Consider the following 20,907-nt stretch of genomic DNA (forward strand, 5'->3'; position numbering starts at 1 on the left):
TCTATTGCTTAATTGCTTTATTGCCTTCCATTTCAAATATCGGAAACTTTTTTATGCCAAGCTTGTACAAAATATACTTCACCACCACGCGGAGCGAGTTTAATCCGTATTTCACGCTGCTTTTAAAATTCACCGATGACGCTTCCTTAAAGTACCGCGTGGGGATCGCCACCTCCGCAACGCGGAATTTGCCGATCCGCAACTGCGGAAATACCTCGGCGTCAAACATAAAGCCGTCGGAATTGTCGTTAAACGGAATTGTCTCCAAAACTTTTCTGCTATACGCGCGGTACCCGGTGTGATATTCGGAGAGACCCAGCCGGAACACCGAATTCTCAACAAGCGAAAGGACGATATTGGGAATAAATTTCCAGATCGGCATTCCCCCTTTTAGGGCATTGCGCTTCACCGCCATACGCGAACCGAACGTCGCGTCCGCCCGGCCTTCGACAATCGGCCGAACCATTTCCGGAATAAGCGACGGGTCATACTGATAATCCGCGTGGAGCATCACCACAATATCGGCGCCATCCTTCAACGCCTCGTTGTAACACGTCTTTTGGTTTGCGCCGTACCCGCGATTCACCTCATGTACGATGGTCTTGATACCCAGCGATCGGGAAATCTCCGCGGTGCGGTCACCCCCACCATCGTCGCACAAAATCACCTCATCCACCCAATCAAGAGGAATGGCGCGGTACGTTTTTTCAACGGTTTTCTCGGCGCGGTACGCGATCATACATACCACGACTTTTTTGCCATTTGCGAGGCGGGTCATATTCTAAATAGGCTTCCTTTTACCATCAATTTTTTTCTTCTCCATCCTCTCTAGTTGTTTCACCTCTTTCTTCACTTCTTTAATGTGTTTTTCTGTTGGCAGATACTCTGGCGTCGTCCCACCAATTTCCTTAATGGTCTGCCGGACTTTTCCGCCCACCATAAAATGTGTTTGGGCGGCCAAACTTTCTCCTTGTATGTTATCCTTTTTTAATTTCTCATCGGTTTGAGTAATACGAAACAAATTAGCCGCCAACTCGGTAGAACCAGCCCTATCTAATAATTCTCCCTTGTTTATTCCCTTTCTACGTTCAATCTCCGATAATGGCATCCCATAAAGACCTCTATATCCAGCATCATTAAACAACCCGAACTTGCTCACCCCAGCTTGCCTTGCCGTCTTGAAAAGTTTCTTGTTGTAGTCAGATACTTCGCTGCGAATGAATAATCTCTTTTCGGCATCGGGTAACTGTTCAAAAACTTCCTGCCTTCTTGTCTGAATAGCAAAATAGGTCTGAGCCATCGCTATTTCGATTTTTTTAGGGTCTCCATTCTGAGCAATAAGATAGCAGGCGTAGCGATCGAGTTTATAATTGACCACTTCTCGAACCGTATTTGAGCCAATATTGACCATTTTACTGAGCTTAGTAAAATGGTTATCCACATCCTGACCGCTGTTAATACAAGCTCTAGCCGCTCTCGCAATCACATCCTCTGCATTTTGCCATTTTTCATAACCCAAAATAGGCAACAACTCCCGCGCATCCCAATACTCAACCCCATTCTCGTCAACATTTTTGATGCCCTCAAAATCCTTATGAATGCTTGGCGGCGCTATTTCATTGGTCATAAGTTTATTTTGCACATTAAAAAGAAAATTTGCAATGTATAAAAGGATCGGCCGCGGAGAGATTCTCTCCGCGGCCGTACGCTACTTACGTCACGATGACGAGCTCCTTCAGGATGGACTTGGCATCCCGCGAAGAGATGACGAGACGCTTGCCCTCGTCCTTCGCCTTCTTCGCTTCGTTGAGAAGCGCGATCGCCATCCGGAAGACTGCTGCCTTGGACTTCTTTCCGAACGCTACGCGGAGCTCTTCGAGCAGAGCGTCCACCTTGTCATCCACCTGCATCGTAAACATCTTCATCGTATTCTCCTTCCAATACTGGCCCGGACAATATCCGCCGCAACAAAGTGCTGCGAGCGGCCCCGTAGCTACAGGTTTCCCTTCACGCGCCGACTCTCCAACCGCCGCCTGAACCATCCGCGCAGCCCGAGGATATCCAGGATCGGAAACGCGATGGTGAGGATGAGGTCCGCCACCGCGAGCGACGGCCTCGGGATTCCCCACGCAATGTGGTGCTTGACGCCCCGCTCGCGGCAGAGCCACCACACGCGCGGGAAATGAAGCCACGTAGAGATGACGACGAGCATCAACCGTTCACGTCTCGCCACATCCAACGCGTAGTCTAATTGCCCCATGGTCTCGTACGCCTCGCGCACTACGACGAGATTGCTGATGCCAAGCTCCTCCGCCGCCGCAACGTAGATGTCCTCCTCGTGCCGCTCTCCGGCAACCTGGAGGTTGCTCAAGATAAGCACGGGTGCCTGTCCGTACCGTGGCTGGAGTCGCTTGGCCAGCACCATACTCCTGTACCAGTCCTGCCACGTCCTCGGCCCGACACGTCCTTTCGCGCAAGGCCCCTTGGTCAACGGAAGAAGAACAAAATTCTCTTTCAACGCGCACCTCCTTTTGTTGGCTTGATTCCTCTACAAGTGCTGACAAGAGGATAGCATTTTAGAATAACGGGGTCAACATCTTTGCCATATGACATCAAAATGAAACGGACCGTACACCTCCGAAGAGATGTACGGTCCGTGCTGGTTCTGACTTCCGGCTCGCTATGAGCCCCGCGGGCGCTCCGACACGGCGACGACGGGCTTGTCCTTCGCCTCCAGCGCGTCCTTCGGACCCACGTGGGTCGTGAGCTTGGCCGGCTTGCCGTTCATCGTGAGGTCCATGTTCTTCACGTCGATCCCCGCGGCCTCGCACACCTCCGCGACAGAGGCGCCGCTCTCCTCGACCTCGACGTCCTTCGTGGTGCTCTTGCCTTGCGTCGGTACCACCTTCACTTTGATCTTCATCGTCATCTCCTTCCGATAATGAAACGGAACTACCGGTCTCCGATGCGTTTCCTCCTTTCATTCTCACAGACCTAGTCAATCATCTCCATGACGCCGGTCAGCGCCTTGTGATGGCGCTTCTTCTTTCCATGCTGCCACCAATATACCAGATCCGCGGCAACTGCGGAAGCAGCACTCATTGATGCGTACACGATGCCATGTCTCCCGCACATCGGATGCGCGGTTTCCTTGGTCGTATACGCAAGATGATGTTCGTAGTACGCAATGTCGTCCGGATCGCACGGAGCGATAGCAAAAACCCAGACGAGCTCCTCGGCAGTCCGCGTGTCGATCAAAATGTCCACCCTGGGTTGCATCTTGACGTTACGCCAAACCGCCTGCCGAGCTTCCATGGTATCCACACAGCACACCACTGCGTCGCGCAGCGGCTCGTTCTCGTAGAACTGCCGACGGGCATCAATGACGACACCCGACGCTTCCAGAACGATGTCGCGCAACGCTTCCACCTTCGGCCGGCCAAGGTCACACGGCCGGTAGACGGACATCGGAATGTTGTGCGATTCAACGTAGTCGTCGTCGATGACCGTGAGTTTCGTTACTCCCATCTTGGCCAAGGTGACGGCAACGTATCCGCCGACGGCACCCGCGCCGATGATGGTTACGCTTCTCGCAGTCATCGCGTTGAAGAGGTTGTGCTGTCCCGAGAGATTCATCGTCGGTTCTACCACGGTCACCTCCTTTCGTCAGGTTCGGCCAGCCACTCCTCCAACGGATGCAGTGTGGTCTCCGGCGTATAGGTGTTAAGCCAACGCATGACGACGAGCGCCGCCTCCGCGAAACGGAACTCACTCATGTACTTCGCGATGGCAACCGTCGCATTTCCGAAGCAAGCCAAACTAATCCGGCTGACGTGCGGATGATGGTGCCCAAGCGAATGCCTCGGCGCCTCGCTCCACACTCCGATCTTGCCGTTCGGGTCCAGACGGATCGTAAACGGTCCCAGATTGTACCGGCGGCCGTTGTCTTCCAGGATGATGTCCGTGGTCACAATGTGCACGCCACTATCGACAATGCGCACTGCCGCCACGCCATCCATCTTCGTAATCTCGTCAAGTTCCATCGGAAGACGCTTGTGCAAGCCACGGACGAATTCCGAATCCTGCATCGTCTTCACGCGGAGGGTGAACAGCTGTTGTTTGCGCGACTCATCCGCCAATTTATCCTCCGCGTCCTGAATATCGGCGGACGTCACCTGCATCGCCTCGAGAAGAACAGCAAGCACCTTCTGATCGTGCAGCTTGTCTGCCAGCTCGTTTTCCTCGCTCCGAATCAAGGCATTAATGCGTTCCAGCGTTGTCTGAAGCTCTCCCAGAATCGCAGCGGCTTGGATAATGACAAACCCCGAAAAGTCCTCGGCGTTCGTCTCCACGATCGGTTCCGTTTTTCTGTCGGACGCTTTCACGAGATCACGATACATGCAGCCGAGCAGCTTGCGGAAGATCGTCTCACGCGCCGCCTCGCCGTGAAAAGCGGTATGCGTAAGACAGAGCTGATAATAGTTGGATCCGAGCACCTGGAAGATTGGGGTTACGCCATCAATGATGAGCCGTCCCCGTCCGCGAGTAGGCATGTTCACAAGACGCGTCTGCCCGTCCTCCCACACCTGAACTCCGAAAAGCGTTTCCACCACCATGCCGGAATTGTAAACACCGGGCGGACGGGCCTGGCAGAAGAGATGCACCGTTCCAGCTTTCTCCGAGAACGGCGGGTTGCTAATGGTGGTACTGTAACAGTAGACGAAGTGCAGACCGGCAAAACGCGAGAGCGCCTCCACCTGCCGCATGTCGGACTCCACCATCGGCTTCGCTTGGATGAACCCGCCGGACGTAGGTGTTTCGTCCACGTTGAGCAGCTCGGCATTCGGCTCTTTTGCCACGAGCAACGCGAATGATGCGACATCAATCTCGCAGGATTCGAGCACCAACTCACGTCCCTGCTCGCGGCCGCGCCGCTGCAACATCTCCACCGCTTCGTTGCTGGCCGCCTCACCGGTGAAGGTGAGAAGGTCCACGATGATGTCAAAGTCATTGGAAACCACCGTCACGCGCTTCGTCGCAGTAGCCGTCGGCAGCTCAACCCCGAGCCACCGCATGATGAGCACCGGCACCGCGAAGGCGTACCCGGATTCAAACAGTGGGCTTGTCATTTCAAACTCTCCTTCATGTCAAAGGGCTGTTTCATCGCCGCGAGTACACCTCGCACGATGCTGGCTAAATAATAATGAAATAAAAGGCGGGCGTCAAGCCGCTGCAGAGTTGCTCGCACCTTCGCCATTCACACGATATTCGTTATACTGAAAGCGATGAAAAGCCGCGCTATCCTCTATATCCTCCTCGCCGCCGCGATCCTTGTCGCAGTCGCGGGATTTGTTGCTGACTTCAAAAATACCGCCTTTTATGGCGGCGTGGACCTGCGTAACCGCGTCACCGCCGCGCGTGTCGCTCAAGAGTTAAAACAAGACCCGTATTTTTATAAATGGTCGCCCAAAGAAAGCGACCGCTATCTTGATCCATCAGACAACACAGCAATCCCCGTCGCGCGCGTGACGGTGCCTCCGACCGTATTGCTTTTCCAAAACCTCATCTCGGCGCTCCCCTACGGCACCCAACGGTGGATTTGGTTTGCATTCCAATGGGCCGCGCTTATTGCGTCGCTCGCACTCCTCGCACAATACGTCTATCGCGTCAGCGAAGAATCATGTGCAAAGCGCAACCGTTTACTCGTCATAACGCTTGGATTGCTATTCATTTCCGGAAGTTCTTTTTGGCGGCTCCATGTTGAACGCGGACAAATATATGTGTGGTATGTATCGCTCTTCAGCGCAGCGCTTTATTTATACAGTCGAGCAGAAGAAAAATCCTCCGCCCTTCAGGCACCTCCTTTAACAAAGGAGGAATATGAGTGGCTTCCGCTCGCCGCGAGCGGACTCATTCTCGGCTACCTCATCAGCTTGCGCCCGCCGTTTATTTTTGCAATTATCCCGTTTCTGCTTTATAAAAAATTCAAATTTGTATCATTCGTCGCTGCCGGCGCGCTAACAAGCGTCCTTATCACCGGATTATTTTTCCCGTTCGCGCTATGGAAAAGCTACGAACAATCGGCCACGTTTCAAGGCGCGATGCGTACGGATGCGGCAACGAACTTCACATCAGTTGGCGTTGATGTCGCCGAAGGCATGAACATTCACGAATTCTTGAGCGTGCCCGGAGAAGACAGCTCGCTCCAACGCATCATCCGTGGTGCAACAGGACAATGGGTAGGAAGCGCGACGCTGGCGCTGCTGCTTGTTATCACAACCGCGCTTCTTGCGTTTTTTATGTATCGTTTCCATCCGTCGCTTTCTGTAGGGACAAATGATTTATTTCTTGCCGGCATCGCATTTACCATGCTCGCGGAATTATTCATTCCCGCTCCGCGCTGGCCGTACGCGGACGTCATCTGGCTTATTCCTTTGGCATTGCTCGTACAAAAACTAAGCACAACGACACGCGGCACGTTACGCAGCACCGTGCTCGGCCTCATGCTTACGGGACTCATGCTTAATACCGGAGTACATGGCATCTCCCGGCTTACACTCCTTGGCGAAGGTCTGTTTATCGGGGCATTGCTTCTTGCGCTTTTGAGTAAGGAAAAGAAATCCTCCGCCTTTCAGGCACCTCCTTTAGCAAAGGAGGAATAACAACAGGACGCATTCTCCCTTTTCTAAAGGGAGGGAACCGCTTGCGGTGAGGGATTTTTTCGCGTCCAACAAAGTAGCGTAATCGAATAAATCGCAAGCGTAAACAATATCGGATTCAACGGAATCCGCAGACGCGCGCCGCTGATGGGCGAAGAAAGCAACGCGTAAAGGAGAATTGCCACGACAAAAAATATCGTGGTTTTTTTGATTCTCCCTTCACGACGCCATTCAACAAACGGACTCACAATTGCGAGTAGCGCGACGATAATAAAAAAGAAGTTTGCAATCAGCGCGAGTAAAAGTACCGGATGCGCGGCAACGCGCCCCGCTGCGATAACAAAACGAAACGCACCGATGTCGTCGTAAAGTGCCTGCTCATCTTCATATCTAAACCCCAGCTGCGGGATAGAATAAAAAAAGTTATTATACGCCGCGTTTGTGAAAAGGCTCGGCATGTGCGTCACGTGAAACACCCCATAGGCGAAGGGGTATGCGCCGATAAACCGCACCGCCTTTGCTTGTATCTCGGGAATGCGCGATACGTCATAGCGGAAATTTACATCCAAAAGATCGTCGGGCGCAAGCGCCACCCCGCGCTCTGCAAAAAGTTTTGGGAAGTGCGCCTGAAGCCACAGAGAAAAATCCCCGGCGTTATACGCGTAAAGGTTGTATCCGGATTGCGAAGAAAAATCCCACGTGTGAAGCGTGAGCCGATTGCGGATAATCCAGGGCGAAAGTATGACGAAGAAAACCGTAAGCGGCACAAGAAGCGCCCTCCATTCGCGCAACCGCGATCCCGCGAGCACATACGCGAACGGAATCATCACGACAAAAAACAAGGCGAATTGTTTTAAGAGTGCCGCAATCGCAAGTGCTACGGCGCCAACGAGAAGATCGCGAGGTTTCGCGCGCTGCACATAGAACGCAAAATTAAACATCGCAACAATAAACAGCAAACTAAAAAATGACTCGGTCATAATTTGTCCTCCGATAAGCGCGCCAAAAGGCTCAATGGCGAACATGAGCGCCGCGGCAAACACGATTTTTTCCGGAAAAATCCGCCGGCCAAGGAGAAATACGAGTACCGCGGCGCCGGACATCACAATTGCCTGAATTGCCGCAAGGACATACCAGGAAATCCCAAACTTTACGAACGGCAAAAGTATCAGCGGATAAAGTGGCGTCCGGAAACTGTCGGGGCTCGGCGGCACGTCATAGCCCATAGAGTAAATGCCGTGGGTCAAAAGATTTTTTGCCGCCTGGATGTACGTGTAGCTATCGTGGTAGAGTAAAGAATTTTCATCGGAAAAGGCAAAAAGAAAAACAACACGCGTGAGGAGCGCAATGGAAAAGATAAGTATGGCGGCGCGTTTCATGAGAAACAAGGTTAGCCTTCGATAAACTCAGGCAATAAATTTTAACATTAGTTCCTGAGCCGGTCGAAGGACTACCTAAACGAGTCTCGCGTCGGGACCCTTGCCGAACTTTGCCGCCGCTAGCTTGGCTGCGTGAAGCAAGGAATCAAACGTACCCGCGTCGGTCCAATCGCCTTTCAAGATATCGTACGACATCAGCCCCTTTTGCACATACATATTGTTGAGGTCAGTGATCTCCAATTCGCCACGCTTTGAAGGCGCCAGGTTCTTTACGAGATCAAACACAGCCCCGTCATACATATAGAGACCGGTGGTAATGAGGTTTGACGTGGGCTTCTTCGGCTTTTCCTCAATACGTACGACTCTGCCTTTTTCAAGATACGCCACACCGAACCGCTCCGGATCCGGAACTGATTTCAAAAAAATCTTCGCTCCTTTTCCCTTTTTCGCGAATGCCTGCGCGGATTTCTTAAAATTTTCCTCAAAAAGGTTGTCACCAAGAATCACCATCAGCGAATCGCCATGCGCAAAATCAGCCGCGAGCGCCAACGCTTGCGCAATGCCTCCGGCGGCCTCCTGCACGGCATAAGAGAACCGCACACCATGCTCTTTGCCGGTGCCGAGCAAGTTCACAAAGTTGCCAGCATGTTCGCGTCCGCACACAACAAGAATTTCCGTAAGTCCCGCGCCGACCAGAGTGGACAGCGGATAATAAATCATCGGCTTATCGTAAATCGGCAACAAGTGCTTGTTGGTGACGTTCGTAATCGGCGCAAGCCGTCTGCCGTTTCCTCCCGCAAGAATGACTCCTTTCATAGTGGTATTGGTCCTATTGGACTTATAAGTCCTATTAATCCTATACAAGCTTCTTCGCAACCGCCTTCACCCAATCACCATTCTTTATATACCATTCTACGGTTTTTTGCAAGCCATCTTCAAAATTATGCGCCGGCTTATAGCCCAGTTCGCTCGCGGCCTTGGTGTAGTCAATAGCATAACGGAGATCGTGGCCCAGGCGGTCATTCACGTACGTGATGAGCGACTCGTCCTTCCCTACATGCCGCAAAATGGTTTTTACCACATCAATATTCGCCCGCTCCGCCCCTCCGCCGATGCAATACGTCTCACCGACCCGTCCCTTAGTAATGATCAGCTCAACGCCACGGGAATGATCCTCCACATGCACCCAATCGCGTACATTCACGCCCCTACCATACACCGGCAAAGGTTTCCCTTGAAGCGCGTAAGTAATCATCAGCGGGATAAGTTTTTCCGGCGTCTGATACGGTCCATAGTTGTTACTGCAATTAGAAATAGTGAGCGGCAATCCGTAGGTATGCGCGTACGCGCGCGCGAGCATGTCAGATGCCGCCTTGGACGCGGCGTAGGGGCTGCTTGGTTGGTATGGTGATTGTTCATTAAACTTGCGCGTATCATCCAACGCCAAACTGCCGAACACCTCATCGGTTGAAACATGGTGAAAACGCGCTACCTTTGCCTCAAGCGCCGCCTGAAGCAGCACTTGCGTACCCAACACATTCGTCACCACGAAGGGTGCCGCATCCGCAATGGAGCGGTCCACGTGGCTTTCCGCGGCAAAGTGCACCACGGTGTCCGCGCCTTTCATCGCCTCGCGGACAGTCGCGGGGTCGCAAATATCGCCATGTATAAATGCGTAGTTCGGATGCTTGGCGATCGCCTCAAGATTTTCCAAATGTCCGGCGTACGTCAGTTTATCAAGATTGACAATCTTGTCCTCGGGGTGGTGCTTCATCCAGTAATGGATGAAGTTGCTCCCGATAAACCCTGCACCACCCGTAACAAGTATTTTCTTTTCTTTTTTTGTCGCCATCAACGTGTTCATAAACACAAGTATGACCTCATACGTGGTGCGGGGTAAATCCAGCTCCGCCGGTAACTAAAAGTTTCATATGGTTTTTGTTGTCATTCTGAGTACAGCGAAGGATCTCCGGAGATTCTTCCTCGCTTATGGCGAGTCAGAATGACCGTGTGTACATATAACTATGCCACCACGGATGCGGTTTTCCCCTTCCGCACCAGTTCCCGCGCATGTGCAATCATAAGCGCAAGGAAATACACGTGCTGCCACATAGTAAAAAATTCATAGCGGAACGGGGTAGTTTCCTTGAAACCGTGGAGTAAATACAGCCGCGGAATGCGCCAGAACAAAAAACCAAAAATAACGCGCAAACGGTAATAGATGCCCCAGCGGAAAAACGATGCCCATGAATCAAACGCCAATGTCTCAAACTCCCAGCGGGTATATTTTTTTTGATATTGCCAGTAGTTCCTGACGCGCTCCGACGAAATCCGGAAATCGTAAAAACTTTTCGTGGTGCCGACCCGATACTTCGTTTTGTCATACACGATATGATCGTGCACTTTCCCCTTAAAAAACGCGCCGGTTTTCCGGTTAAACAGTCGCAACTGATACGCGGGGTACACCGAGGCGTACTTCACGAGCTTGTCATCAATAAAAATCCTGCTCGGCATACGGTATAGGAGATACGAGGGGTTGGGGTTCTCCACGATACTGCGGATTTCTTCAGCGGTATCGGGCAAGAGCGCATCGTCGGCGTCCATAAAAAAATACCAATCGTATGTCGCCGCGGCCATGTTCCGCATACGCACATTCGCCTTGTCCTTCACACAGGGCAAGTTCGGCTCGTCGGAATCATATTGCTTAATGATTTTCGCGCCGTATCTCCGCGCAACTTCAAGCGTATCATCAGTGCTGTTGCCGTCGCACACAATAATCTCGGCAAAATCCTTAAATGATTCAAGACACCGGCCAAGCGTTTTGCCGGCATTCAGCGTCAGGACTCCTACTGAACATGGGATTTTCTTAGAGCTCATAGTGTATAAAGTATTGTGTATCAAGAAGTGAGTATGGGCGCAAGGAGTGCATACAGCCTTCTTGATACTCTATACTTGATACCTCCCCACTTACAACCTCTTGACTTTCGTTGGCGTTTCAACTATACTAGTCGTAGCACGAATCGGCAATCAAACGCTTGTTTTCACTGCGGTGACGCGGTGCAAGCGTGGGTTCCATTTCAAAGAGGTGAAACATGCGCGGACAGCCGCTATCCTACGACGAGTGGGTGCTCGCACTCACCGAGATGGCCAAGGGGCGCGGGACATACGACAGGATCGGAGACGCCATCCCTCTCGCGCTCTCGGAGAACGAGGCAAAGCTCGCTGGGGAATTACTCTGCCGGGCAACGCCAACGCCAACACTCGAATGGCCGATTCTGAAGGCCATCTGGGATCACCGACTCATTCGGATGAATCCGATGGAGCTCTGGATCCTCGACAAGTCAATGTTCGAAACTGAAACTGACGAAACGCCGCGCGTTCTGCTCTCCCGCCGTCCCGACAACGATCCCTACTTCCCCGGCCAATGGCATAACCCGGGTGGCTACGTCGGGGGAGGAGAATCTACCGATAAGGCATGCGAACGAGTCGCACTCAAGGAGACCGGTGCGTCGCTCGAGAACTGTGTGCTGATCGGAGTTGGCGACTTCGTGAATCTGAGTCGTGATCCCGAACTCTCGCTCATCTTCCTCTGCACGCTGGGTGACGCGCCGAAGCTTAGCGATACGCTTCGATGGTTCCCGGTCAACGAACTCCCGGAGAGCATGATGGAACATTCCAGGGCGATGCTCGAACAGCGCATAGTCCCTTATGTACAGATTGGGAGAAGGTACAGCACACACCAAGGCGCCTTACAAGCGCTGATGGAGATGGCTACGCTCATGCAACCACTCCAGATGCCGGACAACAAAAAAGTAAGGTAACCGTACAAGTACGCGAACGCGCGAAGCCCCGAGACCCACAAGGTCTTGGGGCTTCTACATTTTCACCACCAACCACAACTAATCCTTTGTCGCGAGCGCGAATAACATCTCTCGCATGTTTGGAAACGGTATCGCAAGCAACATCGCGATATGCCCCAATGCCTTTCGCGGATGAAGCAACCTCCGCCAGCTGAAAAACGAATTTTGCGTGGTGATGGATACGGCAGAAAATCCGGTCCATTCAAGCATCGCGCGGAGTTCGGAAACAGTGAACTCTCTCCGATGTCCGGTAAAGTGCTCCCCACGGTCAAAATAATCTTTGATGTCCCACATAGGGCTCCGTCCGAACATAAACCGTGCTCTCCGCAACAGATTCGCAAGGTTCGGCGTCGTCACCAAAAACACACCTCCGGGTGTTAATACTCGTTGCACCTCAGCAAATAAACCTTTTGGCGAATGTAGCAAATGCTCAATAGTGGCGTCGGAGTTCACCGCGTCAAAGGCGCTGTTCTCAAACGGCAGCCGTGAAAGAATGTCGTGTTCAATGACGGTAATGCCGTACGCGTCCCAAACGCGCCGCAACGCCTTAAAATCCGCGATGCGATACGGATTGTCGCTCGCGCTCGGAAAAATAAACTTATCAACGCCCGTTACTTTGCCCCCGAGTTTTTGGAGCGCAAGCGCCATAATACCGACGCCGCACCCGAGGTCAAGAATACGCTTGCCCCGAATAGCGTCACGGCTTCCTAAAAGTTCCAGCGAATATAAAAATCGCTTAAAATCCACCGCGTATGGAACGGAAAAATCGCCGAGGTCGCGATAAACCTCGCGCAACACCTTAGCGTACGTTTGCGAGGTACCATTCATAAGTCATCTTGAGCCCTTGCGGCAAATCAATGCGGTGCTTCCAGCCCAGCCCGTGGAGCCGACCGACATCCAAAAGCTTCCTCGGTGTGCCGTCAGGCTTTGTAGTGTCCCACAAAATCTTGCCCTCGTAACCGACAACACCCCCCACCAACTCGGCCAGCTCTTTAATGGACACGTCCTCTCCTGTTCCGATATTCACGATCTCAGGTTTGTCGTAATTATTCATGAGGAATACGCAGGCGCCCGCGAGGTCGTCAACGTGCAAGAATTCCCGCTTCGGACTGCCCGTCCCCCACAATGTAAGCTCCGGCTTTTTGCCAAGCTTCGCCTCATGAAACTTCCGAATCATCGCCGGAAGCACATGTGAAGTTTCCAAATCAAAATTGTCATTCTCGCCATACAAATTCGTCGGCATCACGGAAATGAAGTTTGCTCCATACTGCTCATGAAGTGATTGGCACAACACGATGCCCGCGATTTTTGCCACCGCGTACGCGCGGTTGGTCGGTTCAAGATCGCCGGTCAATAAATACTCCTCCTTAATCGGCTGCGGGCACATCCGCGGATAAATGCACGAGCTCCCCAAAAACAAAAGTTTTTTGACGCCGTTCGCGTACGCTCCGTGAACGACATTCGTTTCAATGGCGAGATTTTCGTAAATAAAGTCGGCCGGATAAGTTTTATTCGCCATAATACCACCGACTTTCGCCGCGGCCAAAAACACATACTCCGGCTTCTCTTTCTTGAAGAAGTCGGCAACCGCGCCGGCATTCAACAAATCAAGCTCATCTCGCGTCCGCGTAACAAGATTCATATAACCTTGCCTCGTGAGCTCCCGCGCAATGGCGGAACCCACAAGCCCACGATGTCCCGCGACATAAATTTTTGCGCTTTTATCCATGTGTCTAAACAAGCGTTTCCCCTTCCCGTTTCAAATCGGCGTCAGCCATGACCCTTACCAGCTCGCCAAATCCGATCTTTGGTTCCCAGCCCAAAATGTTTTTCGCCTTAGAGGCGTCACCGCGGAGTATGTCAACTTCGGCAGGTCGGAAATACCGCGGATCAACTTCAATGATAACCTTCCCCGTTTTCCGGTCAATGCCTTTTTCTTTCAAGCCCTTCCCTTGCCAGACAAGGTCAAACTTCAAATGCCGCGCCGCGGCCTCGGCAAATTCCCGAACTGAATGCGATTCGTTAGTGGCAATAACGAAATCATCGGGTTTCGGTTGCTGAAGCATCAGCCACATGGCCTCAACATAATCCTTCGCGTGCCCCCAATCCCGGTGCGCGTCCAAATTACCGAGAAAAAGTTTTTGTTCTTTTCCGAGTTTAATTCTCGCTAAACCACGGGTGATTTTCCGCGTAACAAACGTTTCTCCACGGCGCTCGCCTTCATGATTGAACAAAATGCCGTTGCACGCGAACATTCCGTAACTTTCCCGGTAATTTTTCGTAATCCAATAAGAAAAAACTTTCGCGACGCCATAAGGAGAACGCGGATGAAACGGCGTTGTTTCCCTAAGCGGAAGCTCAACGGCTTTGCCGAACATTTCGCTGGACGATGCCTGATAAAACTTTGTTTTCATCCCGCTTTCCCGTATCGCGTCAAGAATACGGAGCGTGCCCAAACCGGTCACGTTCGCGGTGTACTCCGGCATATCAAAACTGATTTTGACATGGCTCTGCGCGCCCAAATTATAAATCTCATCGGGTTTTACTTTTTCCAAAATCCTACAGATATTGCTGCTATCCGACAAGTCGCCGTAGTGCAAAAAAAGCTTCACGCCGTTCACGTGCGGATCCTGGTAAAGATGGTCAATGCGCGACGTGTTAAACGTTGAGGCGCGGCGGATAATGCCGTGCACTTCGTATCCTTTGTCCAATAAAAATTCCGCAAGATGTGAACCATCTTGACCGGTGATTCCGGTGATAAGCGCGATTTTTTTCTTTTTATCCGCCGTTCGTTTAGCCATCTTTCATCATGTCAACCATGCTGCCGATCGTTTGTTTAATGTTGTGATGTTTAAGCACAATCTCGCGCAATACCTGGTCGCGCTTCCCTTCCCGCAATACGGCAACCATGCCTGCCACTACCGCCACGTCTTTCCGCAAAGCAGCGTATGCCGCAGGTAACATGCCACGAAATGCCTCGCTTGTCGTTACGACAGGCATTCCGCAAGCCATTGCTTCTATAACTACCTTATCAATACTACCGGTTTCGCTCGCGTGGATAAACACATCATGCGATTGATACAACGTCGGTAATTCATGATAACTTTTTGCGCCCACAAAGTCAACAAACGCGGTGAGTCCTTTCTGGGCAATATACGCGCGCAAATCCGCAGCATAACGCACGTCGCTGTTAGTTGCGGGGGCACCCACAACCGTCAGCATCACGCGTTGCGGCACGAGCGCGCGGCAAACATCAAGCACGTCAACAATAAACCGAAAATCTTTTGTGGGCGACAACCGTCCGACTGCTAAGAGCTTCAGTTGTTGAGGGTCATGCGCAAATTCGCCGGAGACAAAAAAGTCGGTGTCAATGCCGTGTCCGGTAACAACTTTTTTTGATGTCTGCAACCGAAAACTTTCTTCCGACGCAGTAAACACCCGTGTCGCACAAAGCGTTGCGATACGAAGCAACAACGTCACGGACTTATGCGTATACCAAAGATATATCGGCTTACGAAACAAGGCGGCAAAGGGATAGAGCAACACCACCCACGCGGGAATCATATGCACAAAAATCGCGTCAGTTTGACGCATAGCGCGAAACGCGAAGCGGAAAAAATTAACGTACCGCCGCAGACGATCGAAGCCCGCCTCTTTGCCAAGCGAATATACCGCGACGTTTGGCGGGAAGGCATGCCTCCCCACGCGGTTCGCGATAACCTCCACTCTTTCGGCATGTTTCGCGAACTCCGAAATCCATCGGTTAAAAAACCCGAGAATGGCGTCGTTCGCGTCAACAGACTGCGTAACAATACAGAGTTTCATGTGGGAGATTGCGCATCCTCGCCGGATTTTTTTACCGCAAGAAAAAGGTACGCGGGGATACCCGGAATTGCAAACATGACGATTTCCGCGATATGCGAAAGAAAACTGAAAGAGATTGCGAGCTCGCGCCCGAAACCAAGCAGCGTCAACGCCAATGTTTTTGCTCCTTCAAACAATCCGAAATTGCCGATGGTGTAGAACGGCAAAGTTGAAGCGAGCGTCGGCAAACTCGCCATAAATACGGACTGCCAAAAACCGATTGCGAGACCCAAGCCCAGCGCGATAAACCACAGCATAAAATAAATCGCGGCCCAGACAAGCATGGTCCACATGAACGTCCGCGCGAATAACCGTGGTTCACGGCCGGCGGCAATCGTGGAGATAATCTCCCGAACTTTCTCCAACATGCGGCTACCGAAGGCATAACGCTTCAGCCGCAACAACTCAAAAAGTCCGTTAATCGCCCAAAGCACCTTCGTCTCCCAAAAAAAGAAAAGAAAAAACACCGCGAGCAATACGATGAATCCCGCGGCGGAAAGAAAAACAAGCTGTTGGGCATTTTGGAGTCCCCGCGCGACAAAGACGACAGAGACAAGCATCGCCGCGACAGTTAAAAGCATATCAAACGCGCGCGAAATAAAAAGCGATGCGACATTCACACCAAGACCCACTTTTCCGGTGCGCTGTACGTAATAGACATAAGAGAACTCCCCCATCCGCGCCGGCGCAACGCTGTTCACAAATGCATGCGCGAAAGTAATCGCTATCATGCGCCGCAATGGAATACGCCTCGCAACAAGATCCCAAAACCGCGCCGCGCGGAACGCGTTCACTACTCCATACATAGCAAATGCCGCGAGTAAATATGGCAATCGAATATTTCGCGCAAGCGTCATAATATCGCCAAAACTCATCTGCGCCAGAAGAAACCAGAGCAGGAGCAACGATAGGCTGACAGTGATTATGCGGTAATATTTTTTCATACAATACCTTCAAGCGCTTTCTTATACCGTGCGAGATACCCGGCTTTCGACGGAAGCGCCGCGAGTACTTCACTATGATGCGCCCCCATCTCTTGCCGCAACGACGGCTTTTCGATTAAACGAACGAGCGCTTCAGTAACGGCGGAAGCGTTCCCTATCGGGCAAACAATACCATTAAATCCGTCAACAATAAACTCCCCGGCGAGTCCCACGTCAGTCATCACAACCGGCAGTCCGCACGCGGCCGCCTCCACCGCTGTGCGACCATAGCCCTCATAATTTGAGGTGATCAGGAACACATCAGCGCCTTTATAATAGGAAACGGGTTCGTTTGTCCATTCTTCAAAAACAACGGTATCTTGCAACTTTAAACTTGCAACTTTAAACTTGAGCGCTTCGCGCTCCGGTCCCTCCCCCATAATCACCAACCCCGCGTGCGGATACTTTTTAACGACCTCGCGCGTCGCCGCAATGCCCAAACCGATATTTTTCTCCCGCGTCAGGCGCGAAGCCATGAGGATAATTTCGCCGAACTGCGGATACTTTTTCTTTAAGTCGGATGCGGGTGGTGTGGCGCGGAGCGCCGCGGCATCAACAAAAATCGGGAGTACGGTAATCTTTTCTTCGCCGACGTCACCCTCACCGACAAGTGTACGTTTCACGCGCTCCGACACAGTCCGCACACTGTCCGCAGCGCGGACAATGCGCCGGCCGACAATAACCCGCAACCGATTTTTCCATGACTCTGCCGCAAAGTACGGGCTGAAAAAATCTGTGTGCGCCTGCACCTGTAAGGGAATCCCAAACTTCCGCTTCAGCATATAGCCCACAATGCCGGTCTCAAAAGGATCCTGAGCGCTAATCACGTAATTTCTAATTTCTAATTTCAAATTTCTAATTATGGATTTTGCAATTTTATATGCGTCCCATAAACGCGCAATCTTCCACCGCGAATTTGTCGGGTAAAAATAAACATTTCCGATTATTTCGGATTTAGGCCTTGGAATTGGAAACTTCCTCGTTGTGAAAACGACAACGTGTAGTTCCTCAAACAGCGTGCCGTACTCAACCATCCGCCGACGAGCATCGGTGCCGTCTCCTAAAATTTTTACGTCTGTTGAGAACATTAATACCTTCATGGTCATAGGTATCGCTTCGACAAGCTCAGCAAATAATTATTTCCTGAGCGAAGTCGAAGGAATACAATAATTTAACATTAGAAATTAGATATTAGGATTTTCGAACAACCGTACGAGTTTCTCCATCATTATTTCTTTCGTGTATTGTTTCGCGTCCTCCATCGCCGTTTTCGCCAAGCGCTCACGCGCCTCCTTGTTACGCAATAAAAACTTCATCGCTTCGGCAAGCATCTCGCGGTCGTTATAGTCGAGCAATATGCCGTTGGTTTTGTCTTCAATAACTTCCGCGTTCCCTCCGACGGCAGTGGTAATAACCGGCACGCCTAAGCTCATCGCTTCAACCAGCTGATGCGAAAAACCTTCATATCCCGTGTTCAGCACAAAAAGATCTGCGCCTTTCAAGTAGCGCGCCAAGCGGTCGCGCGATAACTTTCCCATCAGCACCACGCATGAGGCGCAATGCATATGCTCAATTTTTTCTTGAAGCACGGCCTGATCGGGCCCGTCACCGACGATAAACAGTTTTGCGTCGGGGACAGTCCGCGCGACATCAAAAAACGCCTCAATGAGCGTCGCAAATCCCTTCCACGGCACGAGACGCCCCGCGGAAACAACAATTGGTCCCTTCCACCCCAACCGCTCGCGAATTTCTTTTTTTGTTTCCGCGATTACGGGTACATCAACCGCGTTATGAATGACTTGGATTTTCTCCGGCGGCACTCCCCATGTTTCCACAATTCGCTTCAAATATTCCGATGGCGCGACAATTGCAGCGGCGCGTTTTGCGGCATAGCGCTCCGCTCGGGCGAGTAAACGCACCTGCCATCGATAACGCCGACGTTCCGCAAGCGGTGCAAAATCATCAAGAAGTTCGGTGACGCCAAACCGCTGCATGCCCTGCTCCCACGCGTAATCCCCCGTCACGCGCATGATAAATGTTTTTCGGCGCAGCCGCGCCGCGAACGCCGCAATGGTTGCCGCGCCGAACGACGAATCAACGGCGTACACGACATCAAACCGCTTTGCGAGCGTGAACACCGCCAAAAAAAACCTGACGTAACGCCAAAGCTTCCCCTTCGCCGACACAAAATGCACGCCGGGAATGCTTCCCGCGCCATTGGTCAGCACCTCAACGGCAATATTCTTCTTCGGTAATTCACGGAGCATCAATTCGGCATACGTTGCCGCCCCTCCGATCTCCGGCGGATAGATTCCTGAAACAATTAAAATGTTCTTTGTCATAGTTTATTGCCTGAGCGCTGTCGAAGGCATACATTAAATACCTCACGCATCCGCTCTGCTATGCCATCCCACTGATAGTTACGTTCAACAAGTTTCTTCGCATTTTTCACAATCGCCTCGCGCAACAATGCATTGCCCGATAAAAGACGGATCTTCGCGGCAAGATCTTTGGGATCATTAAGTTTTGTAAAAAGTCCGGTGCAATCCTTCAAACCAACAATGCCCGGATCTTTAAGAAAATCGGGGATGCCGCCCACGTTCGTTCCGACAACCGGAAGCCCCACGCTCATCGCTTCCAAGAATGAGCTTCCCAAACCCTCGGAGCGCGACGGCCGCGCGAAGATGTCCGCATCGCGCAACAATTGAGGAACCTGCTCCGGCGGTACCTGTCCCAAAAACTCAACACGATTAGCGACGGAAAGTTTCCCGGCAAGCGCTCGCAATTTCGCCTCCTCTGGCCCACCGCCGACAATACGCAATCTGAAACCGCCGCCGTTTTTTTGAAGTTCCGCAACAGCCCGAATAAGAATATCCACCCCATTTTTCAGCACCAACCTCGACGTCGTGACGATAACAACCTCGTTTTGCTTTCCCGCTTTCTTGCTTCTTTGCTTTCTTGCTTCTTTGCTTTCTTGTATAGCGACCCCATTCGGAATGACTGCAACCGGCGCCTTTGCTCCATGCCTCCGCGCAAAATCCGCCAAGTAGTTACTGATGACCTGCACGCGGTCCGCGCGCCGGAACAACATCCGCCAAAGCGGGTAAAAAATCCCGACTCTTCGCAAAATATGCGCCTCCGAATCCCCCTCCTGCAGCGTCAAAAGCAGTGGAACCCACGGATGTCGTAACTTGAATATCAGCGCCGCAATGCCTCCATATGACGCCATAATGGCCCAAATGAGGCGAAACGGCCGCACCCGATGCGCCGCCTCCGCCGCGCGCCATGCGCGAAACACATACCGCAGCTTTTCCCATGGATGCCCGTAGTAATCGCCCGCCTCGCCGCCCTTGCCCAACCGATGCACCGCGACGCCGCCCAGAACTTCTTTCTCATTCCAGCTTTTGTCAAACTTATGCGTAAAACAATCAAACTGAAAATCATTTTTGAGACGACCGGTAATTTCTTTCACCGCCAATTCCGCCCCGCCGACAAACGGCTCATACGCCAACAAAAAAATCGCCACCCGCGGCTTATCGCGTTCGGTCGGAATAACCGTAATAGGTACTTGTATCTTTCGCTTAAATGTTGTTGTCATTGCGAGGCGAAGCCGAAGCAATTTCATGCCGTCATTGCGAGGAGTAGCAACGACGAAGCAATCTTACATTTATAACAGCTGTCATTGCGAAGCCGATGGCTATCGACTGAAGCAATCTTACAATAATGTACGCGAACGAATATCTGTATTTTATCATATAACTCGCCCACACAACGCATGGTTATTGAGGGATACAAAATAGAATCTGGTCGCGCGACAGGGTCGCGCGACCAGAGGAAATCCCTGCCTGCGGCAGGCAGGCGAGTGACCGAGGGTCGCGAGGGTCCGAGGGGACCCAAGCAACCCAAGGCCCGACTACTTGCTGACAAGGCGACGGCTGCTGGAGTCCACGCCGAAGCTGAACCAGTAGCAGTCGCAGCAGAAGCCGCTCGCATCGCGATAGACGTACCAGGCGCAGCAGCTGCCGCAACGCCGGAGACGCCAGACGGTCTTCCCGCACGGCGTATAAGTATTCACCGGGAAGTCCGCTTCCGAAATCTTCCCGGCGTTCCCCTCGTCGCAGAGACGGAATGCGGCGCGCTGGCCGAACTCCGCGCTGCGACG

At 52.0% G+C, this 20,907-nt stretch carries 22 protein-coding genes; 2 read left to right on the forward strand and 20 right to left on the reverse strand.

Going from position 1 to position 20,907, the window contains the following annotated elements; genetic code table 11:
• Position 1: 1 nt before the first annotated feature.
• From Q7R85_01975 to Q7R85_02005, 7 genes are all read right to left on the reverse strand, one after another.
• Positions 2–778 carry a glycosyltransferase family 2 protein gene (locus tag Q7R85_01975; GenBank protein ID MDO8584870.1) on the reverse strand — a complete coding sequence of 259 codons (777 nt, stop codon included), beginning with the start codon at positions 776–778 and terminating at the stop codon, positions 2–4.
• A 3-nt stretch (positions 779–781) separates the two neighbouring features.
• Positions 782–1,627 (reverse strand): DNA damage-inducible protein D, encoded by an 846-nt coding sequence (gene dinD, locus Q7R85_01980; protein MDO8584871.1) that lies wholly within the window; start codon positions 1,625–1,627, stop codon positions 782–784.
• Positions 1,628–1,712: 85 nt separating this feature from the next.
• Positions 1,713–1,925, reverse strand: coding sequence for a hypothetical protein (locus tag Q7R85_01985; protein ID MDO8584872.1), 213 nt, complete (start codon positions 1,923–1,925; stop codon positions 1,713–1,715).
• Between the two features lie 68 nt (positions 1,926–1,993).
• The gene (locus tag Q7R85_01990) at positions 1,994–2,518 is read right to left on the reverse strand and encodes a hypothetical protein (protein ID MDO8584873.1); all 525 of its coding nucleotides are present in this window, start codon (positions 2,516–2,518) and stop codon (positions 1,994–1,996) included.
• A gap of 162 nt (positions 2,519–2,680) precedes the next feature.
• On the reverse strand, positions 2,681–2,923 hold the full coding sequence (locus Q7R85_01995; protein MDO8584874.1) for a hypothetical protein: 243 nt from the start codon (positions 2,921–2,923) through the stop codon (positions 2,681–2,683).
• Between the two features lie 71 nt (positions 2,924–2,994).
• On the reverse strand, positions 2,995–3,651 hold the full coding sequence (locus tag Q7R85_02000; GenBank protein MDO8584875.1) for a ThiF family adenylyltransferase: 657 nt from the start codon (positions 3,649–3,651) through the stop codon (positions 2,995–2,997).
• A 2-nt stretch (positions 3,652–3,653) separates the two neighbouring features.
• On the reverse strand, positions 3,654–5,129 hold the full coding sequence (locus Q7R85_02005; protein MDO8584876.1) for a hypothetical protein: 1,476 nt from the start codon (positions 5,127–5,129) through the stop codon (positions 3,654–3,656).
• 156 nt (positions 5,130–5,285) lie between these two features.
• Here Q7R85_02005 and Q7R85_02010 point away from each other — a divergent pair, with 156 nt between their 5' ends.
• Positions 5,286–6,662 carry a glycosyltransferase 87 family protein gene (locus Q7R85_02010; protein ID MDO8584877.1) on the forward strand — a complete coding sequence of 459 codons (1,377 nt, stop codon included), beginning with the start codon at positions 5,286–5,288 and terminating at the stop codon, positions 6,660–6,662.
• 23 nt (positions 6,663–6,685) lie between these two features.
• Here the strand turns inward: Q7R85_02010 and Q7R85_02015 are convergent, their stop codons facing one another.
• The 4 genes from Q7R85_02015 to Q7R85_02030 all read right to left on the reverse strand — a co-directional run bounded on the left by Q7R85_02015 (position 6,686) and on the right by Q7R85_02030 (position 10,915).
• Positions 6,686–8,038 (reverse strand): glycosyltransferase family 39 protein, encoded by a 1,353-nt coding sequence (locus Q7R85_02015; GenBank protein MDO8584878.1) that lies wholly within the window; start codon positions 8,036–8,038, stop codon positions 6,686–6,688.
• 75 nt (positions 8,039–8,113) lie between these two features.
• Positions 8,114–8,854 (reverse strand): sugar phosphate nucleotidyltransferase, encoded by a 741-nt coding sequence (locus Q7R85_02020; protein MDO8584879.1) that lies wholly within the window; start codon positions 8,852–8,854, stop codon positions 8,114–8,116.
• A gap of 40 nt (positions 8,855–8,894) precedes the next feature.
• Positions 8,895–9,902, reverse strand: a complete 1,008-nt coding sequence (rfbB, locus tag Q7R85_02025) for a dTDP-glucose 4,6-dehydratase (protein MDO8584880.1) — start codon at positions 9,900–9,902, stop codon at positions 8,895–8,897.
• A 158-nt stretch (positions 9,903–10,060) separates the two neighbouring features.
• Positions 10,061–10,915, reverse strand: a complete 855-nt coding sequence (locus tag Q7R85_02030) for a glycosyltransferase family 2 protein (protein ID MDO8584881.1) — start codon at positions 10,913–10,915, stop codon at positions 10,061–10,063.
• Between the two features lie 215 nt (positions 10,916–11,130).
• On the opposite strand from Q7R85_02030, the gene Q7R85_02035 reads away from it, so the two are divergent.
• Positions 11,131–11,859 (forward strand): NUDIX hydrolase, encoded by a 729-nt coding sequence (locus Q7R85_02035; protein MDO8584882.1) that lies wholly within the window; start codon positions 11,131–11,133, stop codon positions 11,857–11,859.
• Positions 11,860–11,937: 78 nt separating this feature from the next.
• On the opposite strand, the gene Q7R85_02040 is transcribed toward Q7R85_02035, so the two are convergent.
• From Q7R85_02040 to Q7R85_02080, 9 genes are all read right to left on the reverse strand, one after another.
• On the reverse strand, positions 11,938–12,726 hold the full coding sequence (locus Q7R85_02040) for a class I SAM-dependent methyltransferase (GenBank protein MDO8584883.1): 789 nt from the start codon (positions 12,724–12,726) through the stop codon (positions 11,938–11,940).
• Complete coding sequence (locus tag Q7R85_02045; protein ID MDO8584884.1) at positions 12,698–13,627, reverse strand: GDP-L-fucose synthase; 930 nt, start codon at positions 13,625–13,627, stop codon at positions 12,698–12,700. Before Q7R85_02045 ends, Q7R85_02040 begins: the two co-directional genes overlap by 29 nt.
• Before the next feature lie 4 nt (positions 13,628–13,631).
• A complete protein-coding gene (gene gmd / locus Q7R85_02050; GenBank protein MDO8584885.1) occupies positions 13,632–14,699 on the reverse strand; it encodes a GDP-mannose 4,6-dehydratase in 1,068 nt (355 codons plus the stop codon).
• Positions 14,692–15,723, reverse strand: coding sequence for a glycosyltransferase family 4 protein (locus Q7R85_02055; protein ID MDO8584886.1), 1,032 nt, complete (start codon positions 15,721–15,723; stop codon positions 14,692–14,694). Before Q7R85_02055 ends, gmd begins: the two co-directional genes overlap by 8 nt.
• Complete coding sequence (locus Q7R85_02060) at positions 15,720–16,706, reverse strand: lysylphosphatidylglycerol synthase transmembrane domain-containing protein (protein MDO8584887.1); 987 nt, start codon at positions 16,704–16,706, stop codon at positions 15,720–15,722. The genes Q7R85_02055 and Q7R85_02060 overlap by 4 nt, the downstream gene beginning before the upstream one ends.
• Positions 16,703–17,851, reverse strand: a complete 1,149-nt coding sequence (locus tag Q7R85_02065; protein MDO8584888.1) for a glycosyltransferase — start codon at positions 17,849–17,851, stop codon at positions 16,703–16,705. The genes Q7R85_02060 and Q7R85_02065 overlap by 4 nt, the downstream gene beginning before the upstream one ends.
• A 78-nt stretch (positions 17,852–17,929) precedes the next feature.
• Positions 17,930–19,087, reverse strand: coding sequence for a glycosyltransferase family 4 protein (locus tag Q7R85_02070; protein MDO8584889.1), 1,158 nt, complete (start codon positions 19,085–19,087; stop codon positions 17,930–17,932).
• Positions 19,084–20,370, reverse strand: a complete 1,287-nt coding sequence (locus tag Q7R85_02075; GenBank protein ID MDO8584890.1) for a glycosyltransferase family 4 protein — start codon at positions 20,368–20,370, stop codon at positions 19,084–19,086. Before Q7R85_02075 ends, Q7R85_02070 begins: the two co-directional genes overlap by 4 nt.
• Before the next feature lie 288 nt (positions 20,371–20,658).
• Positions 20,659–20,907 (reverse strand): hypothetical protein (locus Q7R85_02080; protein ID MDO8584891.1); only part of this gene is annotated, 249 nt, incomplete at its 5' end.

It is taken from the genome of bacterium, assembly GCA_030649055.1.
Lineage (GTDB): Bacteria > Patescibacteriota > Minisyncoccia > UBA6257 > JAUSGH01 > JAUSGH01.